This window comes from Variovorax sp. WS11, from assembly GCF_010499245.1.
GTDB lineage: Bacteria > Pseudomonadota > Gammaproteobacteria > Burkholderiales > Burkholderiaceae_C > Variovorax.
In genome coordinates this window covers 1,881,914-1,898,887 of the sequence record NZ_JAAGOW010000001.1, presented here as the reverse complement: position 1 = coordinate 1,898,887, position 16,974 = coordinate 1,881,914, and the positions used below count along the sequence as shown (strand labels likewise).

At 69.4% G+C, this 16,974-nt stretch carries 9 protein-coding genes and 1 pseudogene; all 10 read left to right on the top strand.

The features are described 5' to 3' along the window. The first annotated feature begins 5 nt into the window (after positions 1 to 5). The 10 genes and pseudogenes from tssF to GXN78_RS09455 all read left to right on the top strand — a co-directional run bounded on the left by tssF (position 6) and on the right by GXN78_RS09455 (position 16,965). Positions 6 to 1,910: a type VI secretion system baseplate subunit TssF gene (gene tssF, locus GXN78_RS09500; RefSeq protein WP_106557023.1), complete on the top strand. Its 1,905-nt coding sequence runs from the start codon at positions 6 to 8 to the stop codon at positions 1,908 to 1,910. Next, entirely contained in the window at positions 1,874 to 2,974 is a 1,101-nt protein-coding gene (gene tssG / locus GXN78_RS09495; protein WP_106557024.1) for a type VI secretion system baseplate subunit TssG, read from the top strand. Before tssF ends, tssG begins: the two co-directional genes overlap by 37 nt. A 43-nt stretch (positions 2,975 to 3,017) precedes the next feature. Beyond that, a complete protein-coding gene (tssH, locus tag GXN78_RS09490; RefSeq protein WP_106557025.1) occupies positions 3,018 to 5,714 on the top strand; it encodes a type VI secretion system ATPase TssH in 2,697 nt (898 codons plus the stop codon). Then, complete coding sequence (locus tag GXN78_RS09485) at positions 5,686 to 6,873, top strand: hypothetical protein (RefSeq protein WP_146163054.1); 1,188 nt, start codon at positions 5,686 to 5,688, stop codon at positions 6,871 to 6,873. The genes tssH and GXN78_RS09485 overlap by 29 nt, the downstream gene beginning before the upstream one ends. A 20-nt stretch (positions 6,874 to 6,893) precedes the next feature. Further along, a complete protein-coding gene (locus GXN78_RS09480; protein WP_106557027.1) occupies positions 6,894 to 8,312 on the top strand; it encodes a tetratricopeptide repeat protein in 1,419 nt (472 codons plus the stop codon). A gap of 17 nt (positions 8,313 to 8,329) precedes the next feature. Beyond that, complete coding sequence (locus tag GXN78_RS09475; protein WP_164255397.1) at positions 8,330 to 9,703, top strand: tetratricopeptide repeat protein; 1,374 nt, start codon at positions 8,330 to 8,332, stop codon at positions 9,701 to 9,703. A gap of 24 nt (positions 9,704 to 9,727) precedes the next feature. Then, positions 9,728 to 11,368: pseudogene (gene tssI, locus GXN78_RS41125) on the top strand (type VI secretion system tip protein TssI/VgrG); the annotation flags it as partial. A 1,243-nt stretch (positions 11,369 to 12,611) separates the two neighbouring features. Next, the gene (locus GXN78_RS41120) at positions 12,612 to 15,218 is read left to right on the top strand and encodes a DUF2169 domain-containing protein (RefSeq protein WP_106557030.1); all 2,607 of its coding nucleotides are present in this window, start codon (positions 12,612 to 12,614) and stop codon (positions 15,216 to 15,218) included. Next, on the top strand, positions 15,215 to 16,267 hold the full coding sequence (locus GXN78_RS09460) for a pentapeptide repeat-containing protein (protein WP_106557031.1): 1,053 nt from the start codon (positions 15,215 to 15,217) through the stop codon (positions 16,265 to 16,267). The genes GXN78_RS41120 and GXN78_RS09460 overlap by 4 nt, the downstream gene beginning before the upstream one ends. Before the next feature lie 23 nt (positions 16,268 to 16,290). Continuing rightward, entirely contained in the window at positions 16,291 to 16,965 is a 675-nt protein-coding gene (locus GXN78_RS09455) for a DUF3540 domain-containing protein (RefSeq protein ID WP_106557032.1), read from the top strand. Positions 16,966 to 16,974: the final 9 nt, after the last annotated feature.

The window sequence follows — 16,974 nt, the reverse complement described above, 5'->3', positions numbered from 1 at the left end:
CGCCGATGGACCCGCGCCTGCTGACCCTGTACGAACAGGAACTGCGCTACTTCCGCGAGAGCTCGGGCGAGTTCGCGCGCGCCTTTCCGAAGATCGCGCACCGCCTGGGCATCGAAGGCCAGGATGTCGCAGACCCCTATGTCGAACGGCTGATCGAGGCCACAGCCTTCCTGGCCGCGCGCGTCGGCCTCAAGCTCGACGCGGAGTACCCGCGCTTCACCGGCCACCTGCTGGACATCGTCTATCCGCAGTTCATGGCGCCGACGCCTTCGATGATCGTGGTGTCCCTGGCCATCGACCCCGACGACGCCAACCTCGCCGGCGGCCCCACGCTGCCGCGCGGCAGCGGCCTGCGCGCGCGCCACGCCGTGGGCCAGAACACGCATTGCGAGTTCCGCACCTCGCGCGCGCTGCGCGTCTGGCCCGTCGAGGTGCAGCGCGCGCAGTACTTCACCTATGCGCCCGACCTGCCGCTGGCCCAGCATCCGCAGTCGCGCGAAATCCGCGGCGGCCTGCGCATTGCGCTGCGCGCCACCGCGGGCCTCAAGTTCAACCAGATCGCACTCGACGAGCTGCTGATCCACTTCGGCGGCGCCGAGGACGTGGCCTGGCAGCTGCACGAGTGCATGCTCGGCAAGCCCCTGGGCGTGCTGGTGCAGCCGCTGTCGGCGGGCGGCGTGGCGGCCGGGGCCGCGGCCGGCGCGGTGCGGCAGCTCCCTGCGAGCGCGGTCCAGCCCGTGGGCTTCGAGGACGACGAGGCGCTGCTGCCCGTCACCGCCACCGGCTTCTCGGGCCACCGGCTGGTGCAGGAGTACTTCGCCTTCCCGCAGCGCTTCCAGTTTGCGCGCATCGTGGGCCTGCAGCGCGTGCTGTCGGCGATGGCGGTGAGCGAGGTCGAGCTGGTGGTGCTGTTCTCGCGCGGCGATGCGGCGCTGGAGAAGCTCGTCAGCGCCGACAACGTGCAGCTGCACTGCGTGCCGGCGATCAATCTCTTCAGCAAGCGGCTCGACCGCGTGACGGTGAACGAAGGCGTGAGCCAGTTCCACCTGGTGCCCGACCGCACGCGGCCGCAGGACTTCGAGGTCCACACCGTCACCGAGGTGATCGGCCACGGCAACCCGGCCGGCGCCGACACCACGCCGGAGCTGGCCTTCCTGCCCTTCTACGCGGCCTTCCACGGCAGCCGCCACAGCCACCCGGCCTACTTCACGACCACGCGCGAGCCGCGCATGCCCTCGGCCCGGCAGCGCACCGAGGGCCATCGCAGCAGCCACATCGGCTCCGAGGCCTACATGCAGATCGTCGACCCGCAGCAGGCGCCCTATGCGGGCTCGCTGCGGCAGCTGGCCGTGAGCGCGCTGGTCACCAACCGCGACCTGCCGCTCCTGATGCCGCTGGGCCGCGAGAACGACTTCGACTGCATCGACGCTTTCCCGGCGCAGCGCGTGCGCATGGTGCGCGGGCCTTCGCGCCCCGTCTCGCCGGTGGTGAACCACGGCCTGGGCTGGCGCGTGATCGACCACCTGGCGCTCAACTACCTGTCGCTCGCCGACAGCTTCGCGCAGCAGGGCGCGGCCGCGCTGCGCGAGATGCTCATGCTCTACGCGGTGCACGGCGACGAGGTGCGGCAGGGCCAGGTGCGCGGGCTGCTCTCGGTGCGGTCGAAGCCGGTGGCGCGGCGCCTGCCGCTGGCCGGGCCGATCGCCTTCGGCCGCGGGCTGGAGGTCACGCTCGAGGTCGACCGCAATGCCTTCCATGGCCACAGCGCCTTTCTCTTCGGCGCCGTCATGGCGCGCTACCTGGCGCGGCATGTGGAGGTCAACCACTTCGTCGAGACCGTGCTCACCGTGGCAGGCCGCGGCGAGATCATGCGATGGAGGCCGCTGTGCGGGGCACGCCCGATCCTGTGATCCCCGCGGCCGCCGGCGCGCGGCGACCCGGCAGCGTCGGCCAGCACCTGCAGGCCTGCGGCGAGCAGCCCTGGGCGTATGACTACTTCGCGCTGATGCGCCGGCTCGAAAGCATCGCCGCCCCTGCGCCGCGCTGGGGCCGCGCGCTGCTGCCGGGTGCCGAGCCGGTGCGGGTCGGCCAGGAGCCTTCGCTGTCCTTCGCGCCCGCCAGCTTCAGCCGCTTCGAGCCCGCGGGCGCCCATTCGCCGCCGCGGCTGCGCCAGCATTTCTTCGGCTACCTCGGGCCCAACGGGCCACTGCCGATGCACCTGAGCGACTTCATCCGCGAGCGCACCATCAACCACGGCGACCCGACCTGGCTCGCCTTCCTCGACACCTTCTCGCACCGCTTCTCGCTTTTCTTCTATCGCGCCTGGGCGCAGGCGCGCCCGGCGGTGGGCCTGGACCGGCCGCAGGAAGACGGCTTCCGCCGCCAGGTGGGCGCGCTGGTCGGCATCGGCACTCCCGCGCGGCAGCAGCGCGACGAGATCCACGACGACGCGCGGCTGCATTTCTCGGGCCGCCTGCTGCGACAGGTGCACAACGCCGAGGGCGTGGAGGCCGTGCTCGCCAGCTACTTCGGCGTGCCGGTGCGGCTCGAGCCCTGGGTCGGCCACTGGATGCCGCTGCCCGAGGAGGAGCTCACCCGCCTGGGCCGCGGCGAGGCCTCGCGCTCGCTGGGCATGGGCGCGATGCTGGGGCGGCGCGCGTGGGACCGCCAGCACCGCGTGCGCCTGCACCTGGGGCCGCTCGACTTCGAGCAGTACCGCATGTTCCTGCCCACCGGCGACGGGCGTCCCGCACTGCGGCGCTGGATGCAGCAGCTGCTGGGCGACGAGCTGTACTGGGACGCCGAGCTGATCCTGCAGAAGGAAGAGCTGCCCTCCGCGCGCCTCGGCACGCTGAAGGGCAATGCGCCGCGCCTGGGCTGGGTCTCGTGGCTGGGCCGCGAGCGGCGCGCGCGCGACGCGGCCGATGTCCGTATCGACGGCGATGCGCCGATGGGTCGCACCGCACTTCAATAAACAAACCCCGGGGGGCGTCCGTCATGCACACGAGGAGAAACTCATGAGTGAAATCAGCCGTACGGCCTTGTTCGGCAAGCTCAATTCGCTCGCCTACAAGGCGATCGAGGGCGCCACGGTGTTCTGCAAGATGCGCGGGAACCCGTATGTGGAGCTGGAGCACTGGTTCGCCCAGCTGCTGCAGTCGCAGGACTCCGACCTGCACCGCGCGATCCAGCACTACGGGCTGGACATCTCGGTGATCGCCAAGGACATGACGGCCGCGCTCGACCGCCTGCCGCGCGGCGCCACCGCCATCAGCGACTTCTCGCCGCACATCGAGAACGCGATCGAGCGCGCCTGGACCTACGCCACCCTGCAGTTCGGCGAGGCTCAGGTGCGCACCGGCTATCTGCTGGTGGGCATGCTCAAGACCCCCAGCCTGCGCAACCCGCTGCTGGGCATGTCGAAGCAGTTCGAGAAGGTCAAGGTCGAGGACCTGGCCGACAACTTCGCGAAGATCTGCGACCCCTCGCCCGAATCGAAGATGCGCGCGCAGGACGGCACCGGTATGGGCAGCGGAGCCCCAGGTGAAGACACCGGCGCGATGGCCCCCGCCGCCATGGGCAAGGGCGATGCGCTCAAGAAGTTTGCTGTCGACCTCACGGAGAAGGCGAAGAAGGGGGAGATGGATCCGGTGACCGGGCGGGACGAGGAAATCCGCCAGATCGTCGACATCCTGATGCGGCGCCGTCAGAACAATCCGCTGCTCACGGGCGAAGCGGGCGTCGGCAAGACCGCGGTGGTGGAAGGCTTCGCGCAGCGACTGGCGCGTGGCGACGTGCCCCCGCAGCTCAAGGAGGTGAAGCTGCTCACGCTGGACATCGGCCTCTTGCAGGCCGGTGCCAGCATGAAGGGCGAATTCGAGCAACGGCTGCGGCAGGTGATCGACGAGGTGCAGGCTTCGCCCACGCCGATCATCCTGTTCATCGACGAGATCCACACGCTGGTGGGCGCGGGCGGCGCGGCCGGCACCGGCGACGCGGCCAACCTGCTGAAGCCCGCGCTCGCGCGCGGCAACCTGCGCACCATCGGCGCCACCACCTGGGCCGAGTACAAGAAGTACATCGAGAAGGACCCGGCGCTCACGCGGCGCTTCCAGGTGGTGCAGGTGCCCGAGCCCGACGAGACCAAGGCCATCCTGATGCTGCGCGGCGTGGCCAGCGTGCTGGAGAAGCACCACCGCGTGCAGTTGCTGGACGAGGCGATCGAGTCCGCGGTGAAGCTGTCGCACCGCTACATCCCCGCGCGCCAGCTGCCCGACAAGGCGGTGAGCCTGCTCGACACCGCCTGCGCGCGGGTGGCGGTTTCGCAGCACGCGATGCCGCCGGAGGTGGAGGACTGCCAGCGCCGCATCGAGGCGCTGACGGTGGAGCAGGAGATCATCGGTCGCGAGGAGGCGATCGGCATCGACGTGAGCAAGCGCTCGGCGCAGGTGCAGTCGCTGCTGGCCGAATCGAAGGCGCAATTGGAGAAGCTCGATGCGCGCTGGAAGGAAGAGAAGGGGCTGGTCGACCGGCTGCTGACGCTGCGGGCGCAGCTGCGCGAAGGCAACAAGCCGGTGGATGCGGCGACGGCCGAGGGCGCCGCCTCGGACCGCACCGCACTGCTGGCCGAACTGCACGAGCTGCAGGCGAAGATCAGCAGCGTGCAGGGCGAGTCCCCGCTGATCCTGCCCTCGGTCGATTCGCAGGCCGTGTCCTCGGTGGTGGCCGACTGGACCGGCATCCCCGTCGGCCGCATGCAGCGCAACGAGATCGAGACCGTGCTCAACCTCCCCAGGCTGCTGGGCCAGCGCGTGATCGGCCAGGACCACGCGATGGAGATGATCGCCAAGCGCATCCAGACCGCGCGCGCCGGCCTGGACAACCCGGGCAAGCCGATCGGGGTCTTCATGCTCGCCGGCACCTCCGGCGTGGGCAAGACCGAGACCGCGATCGCGCTGGCCGAGGCCCTGTACGGCGGCGAGCAGAACATGATCGTCATCAACATGAGCGAGTACCAGGAGGCGCACACCGTGAGCTCGCTCAAGGGCGCACCGCCCGGCTACGTGGGCTACGGCGAGGGAGGGGTGCTGACGGAAGCCGTGCGCCGCCGCCCTTACAGCGTGGTGCTGTTGGACGAAGTGGAGAAGGCCCACCCCGACGTGCACGAGCTGTTCTTCCAGGTCTTCGACAAGGGCTTCATGGAAGACGGCGAAGGCCGCAGCATCGACTTCAAGAACACGCTGATCCTGCTGACCACCAACGCCGGCACCGACCTGATCGCCAGCCTGTGCAAGGACCCGGAGCTGATGCCCGACCCCGAGGGCATGGCCAAGGCGCTGCGCGAGCCGCTGCTCAAGATCTTCCCGCCCGCGCTGCTGGGCCGGCTGGTCACCATCCCCTACTACCCGCTGTCCGACGAGATGCTCGGCAAGATCGTCGAGCTGCAGTTGAAGCGCATCAAGAAGCGGGTGGAGGCGCGCTACCAGATCCCCTTCGAGTACGGCGACGACGTGGTGAAGCTGGTGGTGAGCCGCTGTACCGAAAGCGAATCGGGCGGCCGGATGATCGACGCGATCCTCACCAACACGATGCTGCCCGACGTCAGCCGCGAGTTCCTGAACCGGATGATGGAAGGCAAGCCGATCGAAGGGGTGCGCGTGGGCGTTGCCGATGGCAACTTCAGCTATGCGTTCGATGCCGGGGCACCGCAATGATCACGTCGAAGCCGAAGCCCGAGAACGCACGCTCGCCAGCCAGAAGAAGGGAGATCACATCATGCCTTTAGCCAGTCAGGAAACGGTCAATCGCGTCACGAATGTTCTCTTGAACGGCACCCACCAGATGAAGCAGGCGGTCCTGCGCTCGACGCCGATCGCTCCGCCTCACGGTGATGTGTCGATGTTCACGAACGCGCAGCTCAGGGGTGGGGCGTTCGGCGACAAGATGAAGCTCACCCAGGTGGACGACATGATTCGCTTCATCAAGCTCGGCCCGGTGGAGCGTGACTTTGTGGGTGCGCTGACCTTTGTCACGCAAACGCCAGCCCAATTGCCGAGCGTCGCGTCGCGGCTCGGCTGGGTGCCGTGCTGGTTTCTGCCCTGGTTCAGCGGCAAGATCCTGAAGCTCAAGATTTCGGACGTTGCCACCAGTCCGGTGATCAACTTTGCCGGTCTCGGCATCGCTCCGGTGGCCAATCCCAGCTTGTTTTTCACTGCCGGCATCAATGGCTGCTCGGTGTTTGCGATCGGCGCGGCCGCGACCCCAAGCCTGTACCACGGTGGTGTCGACCCCGGCTCCGGCGTGGCGATGCCGCTCTTGGTCAACGAAACCACCGAGGCCGCATGGCGCCGACTTCTGGGGCGGGGCGCCACGGTGAAATTCGTGGGCTCGGTGGGCAAGTCCGATTACATCAGCGAGCTGAATCCAGCGGCTGCCGACGACACCGATCGCCTGAGGTACAAAACCTTCAAGACCACGACGCTGGCCCAGCAGCTGGAGCAGCGGCTCGAGGTCAATCCCAACCTCACCAAGCTAACGGTGATACCTTGGGGAGCGGTTTTCGGCTTGCGCGACGGGGCGGGCCATTGGGGCTTTACGCTGGTCAAGCATGCCAGCGCGACCGCGAGGAAAGTCACGATCATCACGAAGAAGCGCCTGTTTCGCAGCGACAAGGTCACTCGGCTCGAGCGCGGTGAAATACGGCCTTCGGCGTCGGTGGTGAGGGATGCCCACGGCTTTGTCGATCTCACCGATCCCGGAACTATTCTCGCGGAGCAGGACCACGCGACCTGCGTGTGCCTCGGGTATAGCGAGTTCTTTCCGGGTGCCGGAGCCGCCGTCGTCAGGAACTTGGCAAACACCCAGATTTTTTGAGTCGAAGACGACACGGACTTATGCGCCACAAGAAAACGCTCGCGCCTGGGGCCGAGGAGGCCACCGCCCCGCGGGAGCGCCGCTTCACGATCGAGCAGGCGTTCGAGATTGCGCAGACCGTGCACCGCGACGGCCGGCCGGCCGAAGCCGAAGGCATCTACCGCACCGTGCTGCAGGCCCGGCCGGAACATGTCGCCGCGCTGGGTGCGCTGGGCGTGGCGCGGCACCAGCAGGGCGACAACGGCGAGGCACTGCAGTTGATCCGCCGTGCCCTCGCGCTCGCGCCCGGCGAGCCCGGCATCTGGAACAACCTGGGCAATGTGCTGCTGGAAGCCGGCCAGGTCGACGCCGCGGCCGATGCCTACGAGCAGGCGGTGCGCCTGGCGCCGGATCTGGTCGAGGTCTACAACAATCTCGGCGTGCTGCGGCGCGCGCAGGGGCGGCCCGTGGAGGCCGAGGCGGCCTACCGCCGCGCCATCGCGCTGAACCCGAGGTTCGCCGATGCGCTGTCCAACCTGGGCCGTCTGCTCAACGCGCTGGAGCGCACCGACGAGGCGCTGGTGGTGCTCTGCGAGGCGGTGCTGCTCAAGCCCGATCACATCAAGGCGCGCCATGCGCTCGGCATGACCTACTGCATGGCCGGCCGCGTGCCGGAGGCCGCGCAGGTGTACCGCGACTGGCTTGCCGAGGAGCCCGACAACCCCGAGGCCCGGCACCATCTCGCAGCCTGCTCGGGCGATGCCGTGCCCGAGCGCGCCGCGGATGCCTACGTCGAGAAGGTGTTCGACGGTTTCGCCGAGAGCTTCGAGTCCAAGCTGGCGCACCTGCACTACCGCGCGCCGCAGCTGATCGAAACGGCGGTGGCCGAACGGCTCGGCGCGCCGCAGCGCGCGCTTGCCGTGCTCGACGCCGGCTGCGGCACCGGCTTGTGCGGCCCGCTCCTGGCGCCCTATGCACAGCGGCTGGAGGGCGTGGACCTGTCGCAGGGCATGCTGGCCAAGGCCGAGCACCGGCAGGTCTACGACGCGCTCGCCAAGGCCGAGCTCATGGCCTTCCTGCGGGACGCGGCGCCGGCCCGCTACGACCTGATCGTCTCGGCCGACACCTTGTGCTACTTCGGCGAGCTGCAGGGCGTCTGCGACGCGGCCGCGCGGGCCTTGCGGCCGCAGGGCTGGCTGTTCTTCACCGTGGAGGCCCTGCTCGGCGACGGCGCGGGGGGCTTCCAGCTCCATCCGCACGGTCGCTACAGCCATCGCGAAGCCTACCTGCGCGAGGTGCTCGCGGCCGCCGGCCTGGCGGTCGAGGGGTTGGAGCGCGCGCAGCTGCGCATGGAAAGCGGCAAGCCGGTGGAGGGCTGGGTGGTGTCGTGCAGGAACGAGGCGCCCGGCGGCGGGGCGGAACCGGTGGGACTTCCAGGTCACTCACTGTCGTCCCGATGACAAGGAGCAAGACGCCGATGAGCCACCCATCCCATTCGATCGACCCAGCGACGCCGCTGGCCGAAGCACCGGACCTCGAGCTGGAATTCGCCCAAGCGCGGGAACTGCACAACGCAGGCAGTCTCGACGAGGCAGAGCGGGCCTACGGGCGCATCCTCGCGGTGGTGCCGGACCATGCCGAGGCGCTGCATTTCCAGGGTCTGGCGGTGCATCAGCGTGGCGACCATGCGCGGGCGATCGAGCTGATCCGCGCGGCCATCGCGCTGAACGGCGAGCAGTTCGGCTGGTACAGCAATCTCGGCAACGTGCTGCTGCTGAGCGGCCAGAAGGACGCGGCTGCCAAGGCCTTCGAGCAGGCGCTGCAGCTGGCGCCGGAGCGCGCCGACATTCACAACAACCTGGGCGTGCTGCGGGGCGAGCAAGAGCGCTTCGAGGACGCGGAGTCCGCCTTGCGCCGAGCCATCGCACTCGACCCGGCGAGTGCAGAAGCCCATGCCAATCTAGGGCGCGTGCTGCTGCGCCTGGTGCGCAATGACGAGGCACGGCGTTGTCTGGAAGAAGCCCTGCGCCTGAAGCCCGATCTCGCGATTGCGCGCCCCTTGCTGGCCATGGTCTATCGCAGGCTCGGACAGCTGGACGCGGCGGCGCAGGTCTATCGCGACTGGCTGGCGCGGGACCCCGGCGACCCGACGGCGCTCCATCATCTCGCCGGCTGCTCGGGCGAGGCCGTGCCGGAACGCGCCGCCGACGCCTACGTGGAGCGCACCTTCAATGCCTTTGCCAACACCTTCGACGACACGCTGGCGCGGCTGGACTACCGCGGGCCGGCGCTGGTCGCCGAGGCCGTGGCGCAGCACCTGGGTGAGCCGCGGCGCACACTGGACGTGCTGGATGCCGGCTGCGGCACCGGCCTGTGCGGGGCGCTGATCGCACCGTACGCGCGGCGCCTGGTCGGGATCGACCTGTCGCAGCGGATGCTGGACAAAGCGCAACTGCGGCAGGCCTACGACATGCTGGAGAAGGACGAGCTCTGCGCCTTCCTGGAGAACGCGGAACCGGCTTCCTGCGACCTCATCGTCTCGGCCGACACCCTGTGCTATTTCGGCGAGCTGGGCGCTGTCTTCCGTGCGGCGGCGAAGGCCCTGCGGCCGGCCGGCTGGCTGGTCTTCACCGCCGAGGCCTCTGACGACGAGGAAGGCGCGGGCTTCCGCCTCCACCCGCACGGCCGCTACAGCCATCGCGACAGCTACCTGTGCGCGGTGCTCGCGGATGCGGGCCTGGCGGTCGACGGCCTGCAGCCCGCGCAGCTGCGGATGGAGGCCGGCAAGCCGGTGGAGGGCTGGGTGGTCTCATGCAAAAAAGAAGCACCTCGTTCGTCCTCTCCGGACTAAGGCGACAAAGCAGAAAGCGAAGCCATGGCTGAAGATATCCAGTTCACCATCAAGAGCGACTCGCCGGTCAACGGCGAACTGATGTTCTGGAGCGTGGTGGGCCACGAGGGACTTTCCCGGCCCTCGGTGTACGAGCTGTCGGTGCTGTCGAAGAATCAGCAGATCGACGCCAAGGACATCCTCGGCCGCGCCTTCGACGTGGCGATCGAGTTCCTGGACGAAGGCGGCGGCAAGCACGAGCGCCACTGCGAGGGCCATGCGGTGCGCTTCATGCGCACCTCGCAGGTGGGGCGCTACTTCGAGTACCGCATCCAGCTGCGCTCCTGGTTCTGGCTGCTGAGCAAGCGCCAGAACTCCTGGATCCAGCAGGACAAGCCGGTGCTCGACGTGCTCGATGCGGTGTTCGAGGACAGCCCGGTCAAGCGCTTCAAGAAGGTCAAGAGCGAGAACGTGATCGGCACGCACAACGCCCGCCGCTACTGCGTGCAGTACCAGGAAAGCGACTACGCCTTCCTCTCGCGCCTGCTGGAGGACGAGGGCATCTACTACTGGTTCGACGCGCACGAGGCCCCCGGCACCATGCACCTGGCCGACAGCAGCGACGTGGCGCACCAGAAGCTGCCGGTGACCGACACGCTGAAATGGATCGAAGACGCCGCGGGCGAAGGGCGCTTCAACGAGATCACGCGCTGGATCAGCGCCAGGCGCTTCGACACCGGCAAGCATTCGACGCGCGACAGCGACTTCAAGGCCATCAAGAAGAAGCTGGGCGCCGACATGGACGCCGCCGACACGCACGAGCTGGCCAACCTCGAGGTCTTCGAGTTCCCCGGCGGCTACTTCACCAGCGACGATGCCGACAAGACGGCCAAGATCCGCGGCGAAGAGCTGGTGGCGCGGCGTGACCGCCAATGGGCGCTGACCTCCTGGCCCGACGTGGCGGCCGGCCGCAGCTTCAGCTACGAGGGCGACCCCGACGGCACGCGCGACGGCGACTACGTGATCGGCGCCTGCACCTTCATCGTGACGCACCCGGGCTACGAGGCGCTGGAGTTCCGCGAGAAGCCGCGCACCGTCGGCCAGCTGCTGGAGGAGGCGCTGGCCGACGACGCCGTCAATGCCGACACGCTCGGCGTGCTGCACGAGCTCTTGGACGACACGCCGCAGATGCGCACCGGCGAGCGCGGCATCTGCACCTTCCTCTTGACGGTGTTCCCGCTCGATGCGCCCTTCAAGCCGCCCCGGCTCACGCCGCGCGTGACCATGCCCGGGCCGCAGTCGGCGATCGTGGTCGGCCCCAAGGGCGAGGAGCTGCATGTGGACGAGCACGGCCGCGTGAAGGTGCACTTCCACTGGGACCGCAGCGAGAAGCGCAACGAGAAGTCCACCTGCTGGGTGCGCGTGTCGCAGCCCTGGGGCGGCAAGGGGTGGGGCGGCTACTTCATCCCGCGCATCGGGCAGGAGGTACTGGTCGACTTCCTCAACGGCGACGTGGACCGGCCCGTCATCGTGGGCAGGCTCTACAACGACGAGCAGTTCATCCCGTACAAGTCGCCTACGCAAAGCGGCTTCAGGACGCGCTCGACGCCGGGCGGCAATGCCGGCAACTACAACGAGATCATGTTCGAGGACAAGAAGGGCGGGGAGATGCTGTCGATCCACGCCGAGCTGGACATGAGCCGGAGCGTGGAACGCGACGATTCCACCAGCGTGGACCGGGACCAGTCCATCACCGTCAAGCGCGACCAGACCAGCCTGGTGGACCGCGACCGCAAGCACACGGTGACGCGCAACGACACCAACATGGTGGTGGTGGACCAGAAGAACACCGTCAAGGGAGCGCAGAACAACCAGGTGGTCGGCAACCGCACGAGCTTCATCGACGCCAACGACGCGCTCACCGTGGGCGGCACGAGCACGGTCGACGTGGTGGGCGCGCGCAAGACCACGTACCGCGCCGGCGAGGCGCATACCGTGGTGGGCAACCAGACGGTGTCGGTGACGGGCAAGCTCACCTACAAGGCGGCCTCGATGAGCTTCGAGACCGCGCACATCGACTGGATGGTCACGGGCTCCAGCTCCAAGAACATCACGGTTCCGACCGGCCCGCTGAACCTGATGGCCAACAAGATCAAGCTGATGAGCAACACCGGCATCGAGATGATGTCGGTCGGCAACATCGACCAGACGGCCATCGGCTCCAACACCACCATCCTGGGGCCCAACACCAGCGGCTACATCGGCACCAACAGCGAGGCCAACCTGGGCATCAACCGCTCCACCTTCATGGGGCTGAGCATCGAGAACGCGCTGGCGCTGGCCATGAGCAACAACGGGGGCGTGTTCATCGAGAACACGCTGGGAGTGAAGCTCGTCAACTGCGTAGCGCCGGAGATCAAGTCGATCTCCACCGCCGACGTCAACCTCACGCCGCTGAAGACCATTTCGCCCGGCGGCGGCGGCGGGCCCGCCACGGGTGCCGCGGTGGCGGGCGCGCTGGGCGCGGTGGCCGGCGCAGGGAGCGCCTTCGCCGACATCGGCGCGACGCTCACGCAGTACGCCGATGCGGCGCAGGCCCTGACCGAGGCTGCAGCCGAGGCGCAGGCGGCCGGCATGACCGGCCTGGCGGGGCGCCTGAGCTCGCTGGCGATGCTCACCAACATGCGGCGCAACCACGGGATCCTGGGGGCGGTGCCGGTGGTGGGCACGGGCTTGCAGGTGTTCCTGGAGATGTTCACCGGCGGCGATGCCATCGGCACCGGACAGCTGGCCGGCGAGGGCGCCACGACCAATGCGGATGGCTCCCCCGTCGCGTCGCCCGCCACGCCACCGAGCACCGGCGGCGGCGCGGGTGGTTCAGGCGGCGGCGGTGGTGGCGGTGGCGGCGGCGGAGGCGACCAGCGGCCTCATGCAAGTCCTCAAGCCTCAGGCGCTCGGACTGTCGACGCGCCCCATCGAATTCCGCAAGCGCTTCGGCCTGTGCGTCAGCGCCTATCTCCACCTGCCCTTCGACCAGGGCGAACGCGGCACCCTGTGGGCCGAGCAGTCGATGTGGGCTTTCGTGGCCAGGGAGATGGCGCAGCCGATGATCGACGAGGGCGTGTCCAAGCTCACGCCCGAATTCCTGGTGCACGGCCAGGCGCATCCGCCGGCCGGCCAGCCCGCCCACCAGAACGCCTGTGCCGTGCGGGCCCGCGTGGGCGGGTGCGAGAAGACCGTGCTGGTCTTCGGCGACCGCAACTGGAATGGCGACCATCCCGGCGCACCCGCCCCCTTCGCCTCGATGCCGCTGGACTGGTCGCGCGCCTACGGTGGCGCCGATTTCCCGTCGAACCCGGCCGGCCGCGGCCGCCTGGCACAGGATGGCGTGCTGCCGCTGCCCAACCTCGAACTGCCGGGCGACAGGCTGCGGCACCCCGACCAGGCCATTGCGCCGGCCGGCTTCGGTGCGCTCGACCCGATGCATCCGCAACGCGTGGCCTTGCGCGGCACCTACGACGCGAACTACATGGAGCAGCACGCGCCCGGCTTCGCGCCCGACACCGACTGGCGCTATTTCAACCTGGCTCCGTCCGACCAGTGGATGGACACGCCGCTGGTGGGTAACGAGTCTTTCTCCTTCCACCACATGCATCCGACGCGGCCGCTGCTCGAAGGCCGCCTGCCCGGGCTGCGCGCGCGTGTCTTCGTCGGCTATGCCATGCCCGAGGGCGAACCCAAGATTCGCGAGGTGCCGCTGCGCCTGACCACGCTGTGGTTCTTCCCGCATGCCGAGCGCTGCATCGCGATCTTCCAGGGCCTCGCCGAGATCGGCACCGACGATGCGTCCGACGTGGCCAGCCTGCTCGGCGCCGTCGAGCGCCTGGGCCAGGCGCGCGACGATGCGCACTACCTGCAAGCGGTCGCGCGCCGCGCCCACCCCACGCTGGGCGCCATCTATTCGCTGATCGACAGCGACCTGCTGCCCGAAGGCATCGCGACCGCGGACCCGGCGGGGGAGGAAGCCAAGGCCCCCTTCGCCATGGAGGGCCTGCAGGGCAAGGCGCAGTACCGGCGCGCCGAGCTCGACGTGGAGATGGCGCGCGACAAGGTGCGCGCCATGGGCAAGGACCCGGACGCGCTGGGCATCCGCATGCCGCCGCCCGAGCCGCTGCCCACGGGCGACGCCTTGCCCGCTTACCTGGAGGCCAAGCTCAAGGAGGCGCAGCTGCAGCAATGGGCTGCGGTGGACGACGCGCTCAGCCTGCTCGAGAAAGGGCTGGCGACGGCGGCGGCCAAGGGCGTGCCGCTGTCCGAGCTGAGCCATCGCGGCCCGCCGGCCTTCAGTGCGCCGGCGCAGCTCGCGCAGATCCAGGCCGCCTCGAAGGACCTGAAGCCGCCACTCGAACTGCCGCCGCTGGTGCGCAAGCTCTACATGCTCCAGGAAACGCACCGTGCCGGCTACCTGCAGGCCGCGCACGTGCAGCCGCCGGCCCACCCGATGCCTGCGGCCGAGGCCGCGGGCTTGCGCGACGAGGTGGCGCGGGCGGTGAAGGCCGGCATCCGGTGCTTCTTTTCCGCCGACTTCACCGGCGCCGATTTCTCCGGGCTGGACCTGCGCGGCGTGGACTTTCGCGAGGCCTGGCTGGAAAGCGCGGACTTTCGCGGCGCCAATCTGTCGGGCGCCAAGTTCCAGAGTGCCGTGCTCGCGCACGCGAAGCTGGATGGCGCGACGGCCATCGGCACCGATTTCCGCAAGGCCAATCTCGGCCGCGCCCGGCTGGCCGGCGCGGTGTTCGATGGCGCAGACTTCTCCGACGCGATGCTCATGCGCTGCAGCTTCGCCGGCACGCAGGCCCGCCGCGCCCGCTTCACCAAGGCCAATCTGCTCGAAACCACCTGGGGCGAGGCCGACTGGAGCGAAGCCGACCTGGAGGGCCAGACCTTCTACAAGCTCGACCTGCAAGGCATGCGCTGGCCGGGCGCGCGCCTCTTGTCCTGCAACTTCATCGATTGCGAGCTGACCGGCCTGGACATGCGCGCCGCGGTGCTGGAAGGCACCACCTTCGTCAATTGCCGGCTGGACGGCGTGATGATGGGCGGGGCGAAGGCGGCCGGCGCGGTGGCGGTCAAGGGCTGCAGCCTGGCGCGCGCGGACCTCAGCGAGGCCGACTTGCGGCGGTTCAACTTCGGCGGCAGCGAGCTGGGTGGCGCGCGGCTGGTGCGCGCGCTGCTGGCCGGCGCCAACCTGTCCGGCGCCCGCCTGCGAGGCGCCGACCTGCGGCTGGCCCTTGCCCAGGGCGCGTTGCTGCGCCGCGCCGACTGCGCCGGCGCCAATCTCTCGGGCATCGACCTGCGCGACGCGATCCTGCAGCATGCCGACCTGCGCGGCACCGACCTGCGGCGCGCCAACCTCTTCGGTGCCGACCTGGCCCGCGTGCGCCTGGACGGCGCCACGCGGCTCGACGGCGCGCTGCTCACCCGCGCGCGCACCTGGCCGCGCCTCACCCGCGAGCAGCAGGAGTCCATGCCATGACGCCGCTGCTGCTCACGCTGGCCGTTTCCATGGGCGAGACCCTCGAGGGACAGGACCTGAGCAAGGGCGCCTACGCGCGCCTGGGCCTGGGCGGCGGCGTGTTCACCCGCGTGAACCTGGCCGAGGCCGACCTGCGCGGTGCCGACCTGCGCGAGGCGGTGTTCGACCAGTGCGACCTGCGCGGCATGCTCGCCACCGGCGCGCAGATGCGCCGCGCCGTGTTCAACCGCTGCCTGCTCGATCATGCCGACCTGCGCCGCTGCGACCTGCACGGCGCGGTGTTCGCCGAGTGCGACCTCGTCCATGTCCAGCTCTCCGACGCAATGCTGGCCATGGCCACCGTGTCGAAGTGCAAGCTCGATCACGCGGTGCTGCGCGCCGTCTGCCTGGATTCGGCGCTGCTGAGCCAGTCCTCACTGCTCGATGTGTGCCTGGACGACACCAGCTGGCAATACACCACCACCAGCGAATGCGACCTCACGCAGCTGAGCTGGGTGGGCGCGCGCATGCTGCGCAACAACTTCTTCCGCACCTCGCTGAAGAACAAGTCCTTCGACGGCCTGCATCTGGAGGGCTGCCAGTTCTCCTTTGCCGACCTGGCGGGCGCGGACTTCAGCGGCGTGGGCCTGCGCCAGTGCAACTTCCAGGGTGCGCAGCTCGACGGCGCGCGCTTCGTGCAGGCCGGCGCGCCGGCCTCGCTCTTTTGCGACGCGGCCGGCGCCGGCGTGGACTTCAGTGGCGCCGATCTGCGCCAGGCCTTGTTCACCGGCGCGCGCCTGCCACGGTCGCGCTTCAACGGCTGCCAGCTGCACCAGGCGCATTTCGCCGGCGCGGTGCTCGGCGGCGCACAGCTGCAGAACGCCGAATTGACCTATGCCGACTTCCGGCATGCCGACTTGAGCGGCGCGGACCTGCGCGGCGCCCGCATGACGCGCACCGTGCTGCACGGCAGCCTGACCGAAGAGGCGCTGATGAGCGACCGCGCCAGCGCGATCGAGACCGACCCCGAACTGCTGGCGGCCGAACGCTGGCAGCCCCTGGCCGCATGAGTTTTTTCCGCGAGGCTATCCCCATGAACGAACCTCTTTCCTCTTCCGTTCCCGCCCGCAAGCGCCGCCGCGCGCCCGCCGCGGCTGCGGCCCCGGACCAGCCCCTGGCCGGCCAATGGTGCGTCGGCACGGTGACCGAGGCCGAGGGCGGCGCGCTGGTCGTGCAAAGCGGCAGCCTGCGCCTGCCGGCCACGCGCGCCGCGAGCTGCCTGCTGGCGCCGGCCGCCGGCGACAGCGTCGCCTGCCTGCGTGTCGCGCCACGAGAAACCTGGGTGCTCGCGGTGCTCCAGCGCGAAGAGGGCGTGCCGCAGGTGCTGCAATGCGATGGCGACACGCGGCTGGAGGTCAGAGGCGGCACGCTCGCGCTGAATGCGGCGCGCATCGAGCTGCGCACCGAGGCGCTGGACGCCAGCGCGCGCCGCACCACGCTGGCCACCGACAGCGCCGACCTGGTGGCCCGGCAACTGAGCCTGGTGGCCTCGCGCATCAAGCTGGTGGGCGCGCTGCTGTCGAGCGTGGTCGACCGGGTGGAGCACTTCAGCAAGAACTACCTGCGCCACACCGACGGCATGGACAAGGTGAGTGCCACGCACGTCGAAGTGCAGGCGCAGCAGCTGATGCGCCTGGAGGGCGAGCATGCGCTGGTCAACGGGCGCGAGCTGGTCAAGGCGCGCGGCGCGCAGATCCACTTCGGCTGAGGACCGGGC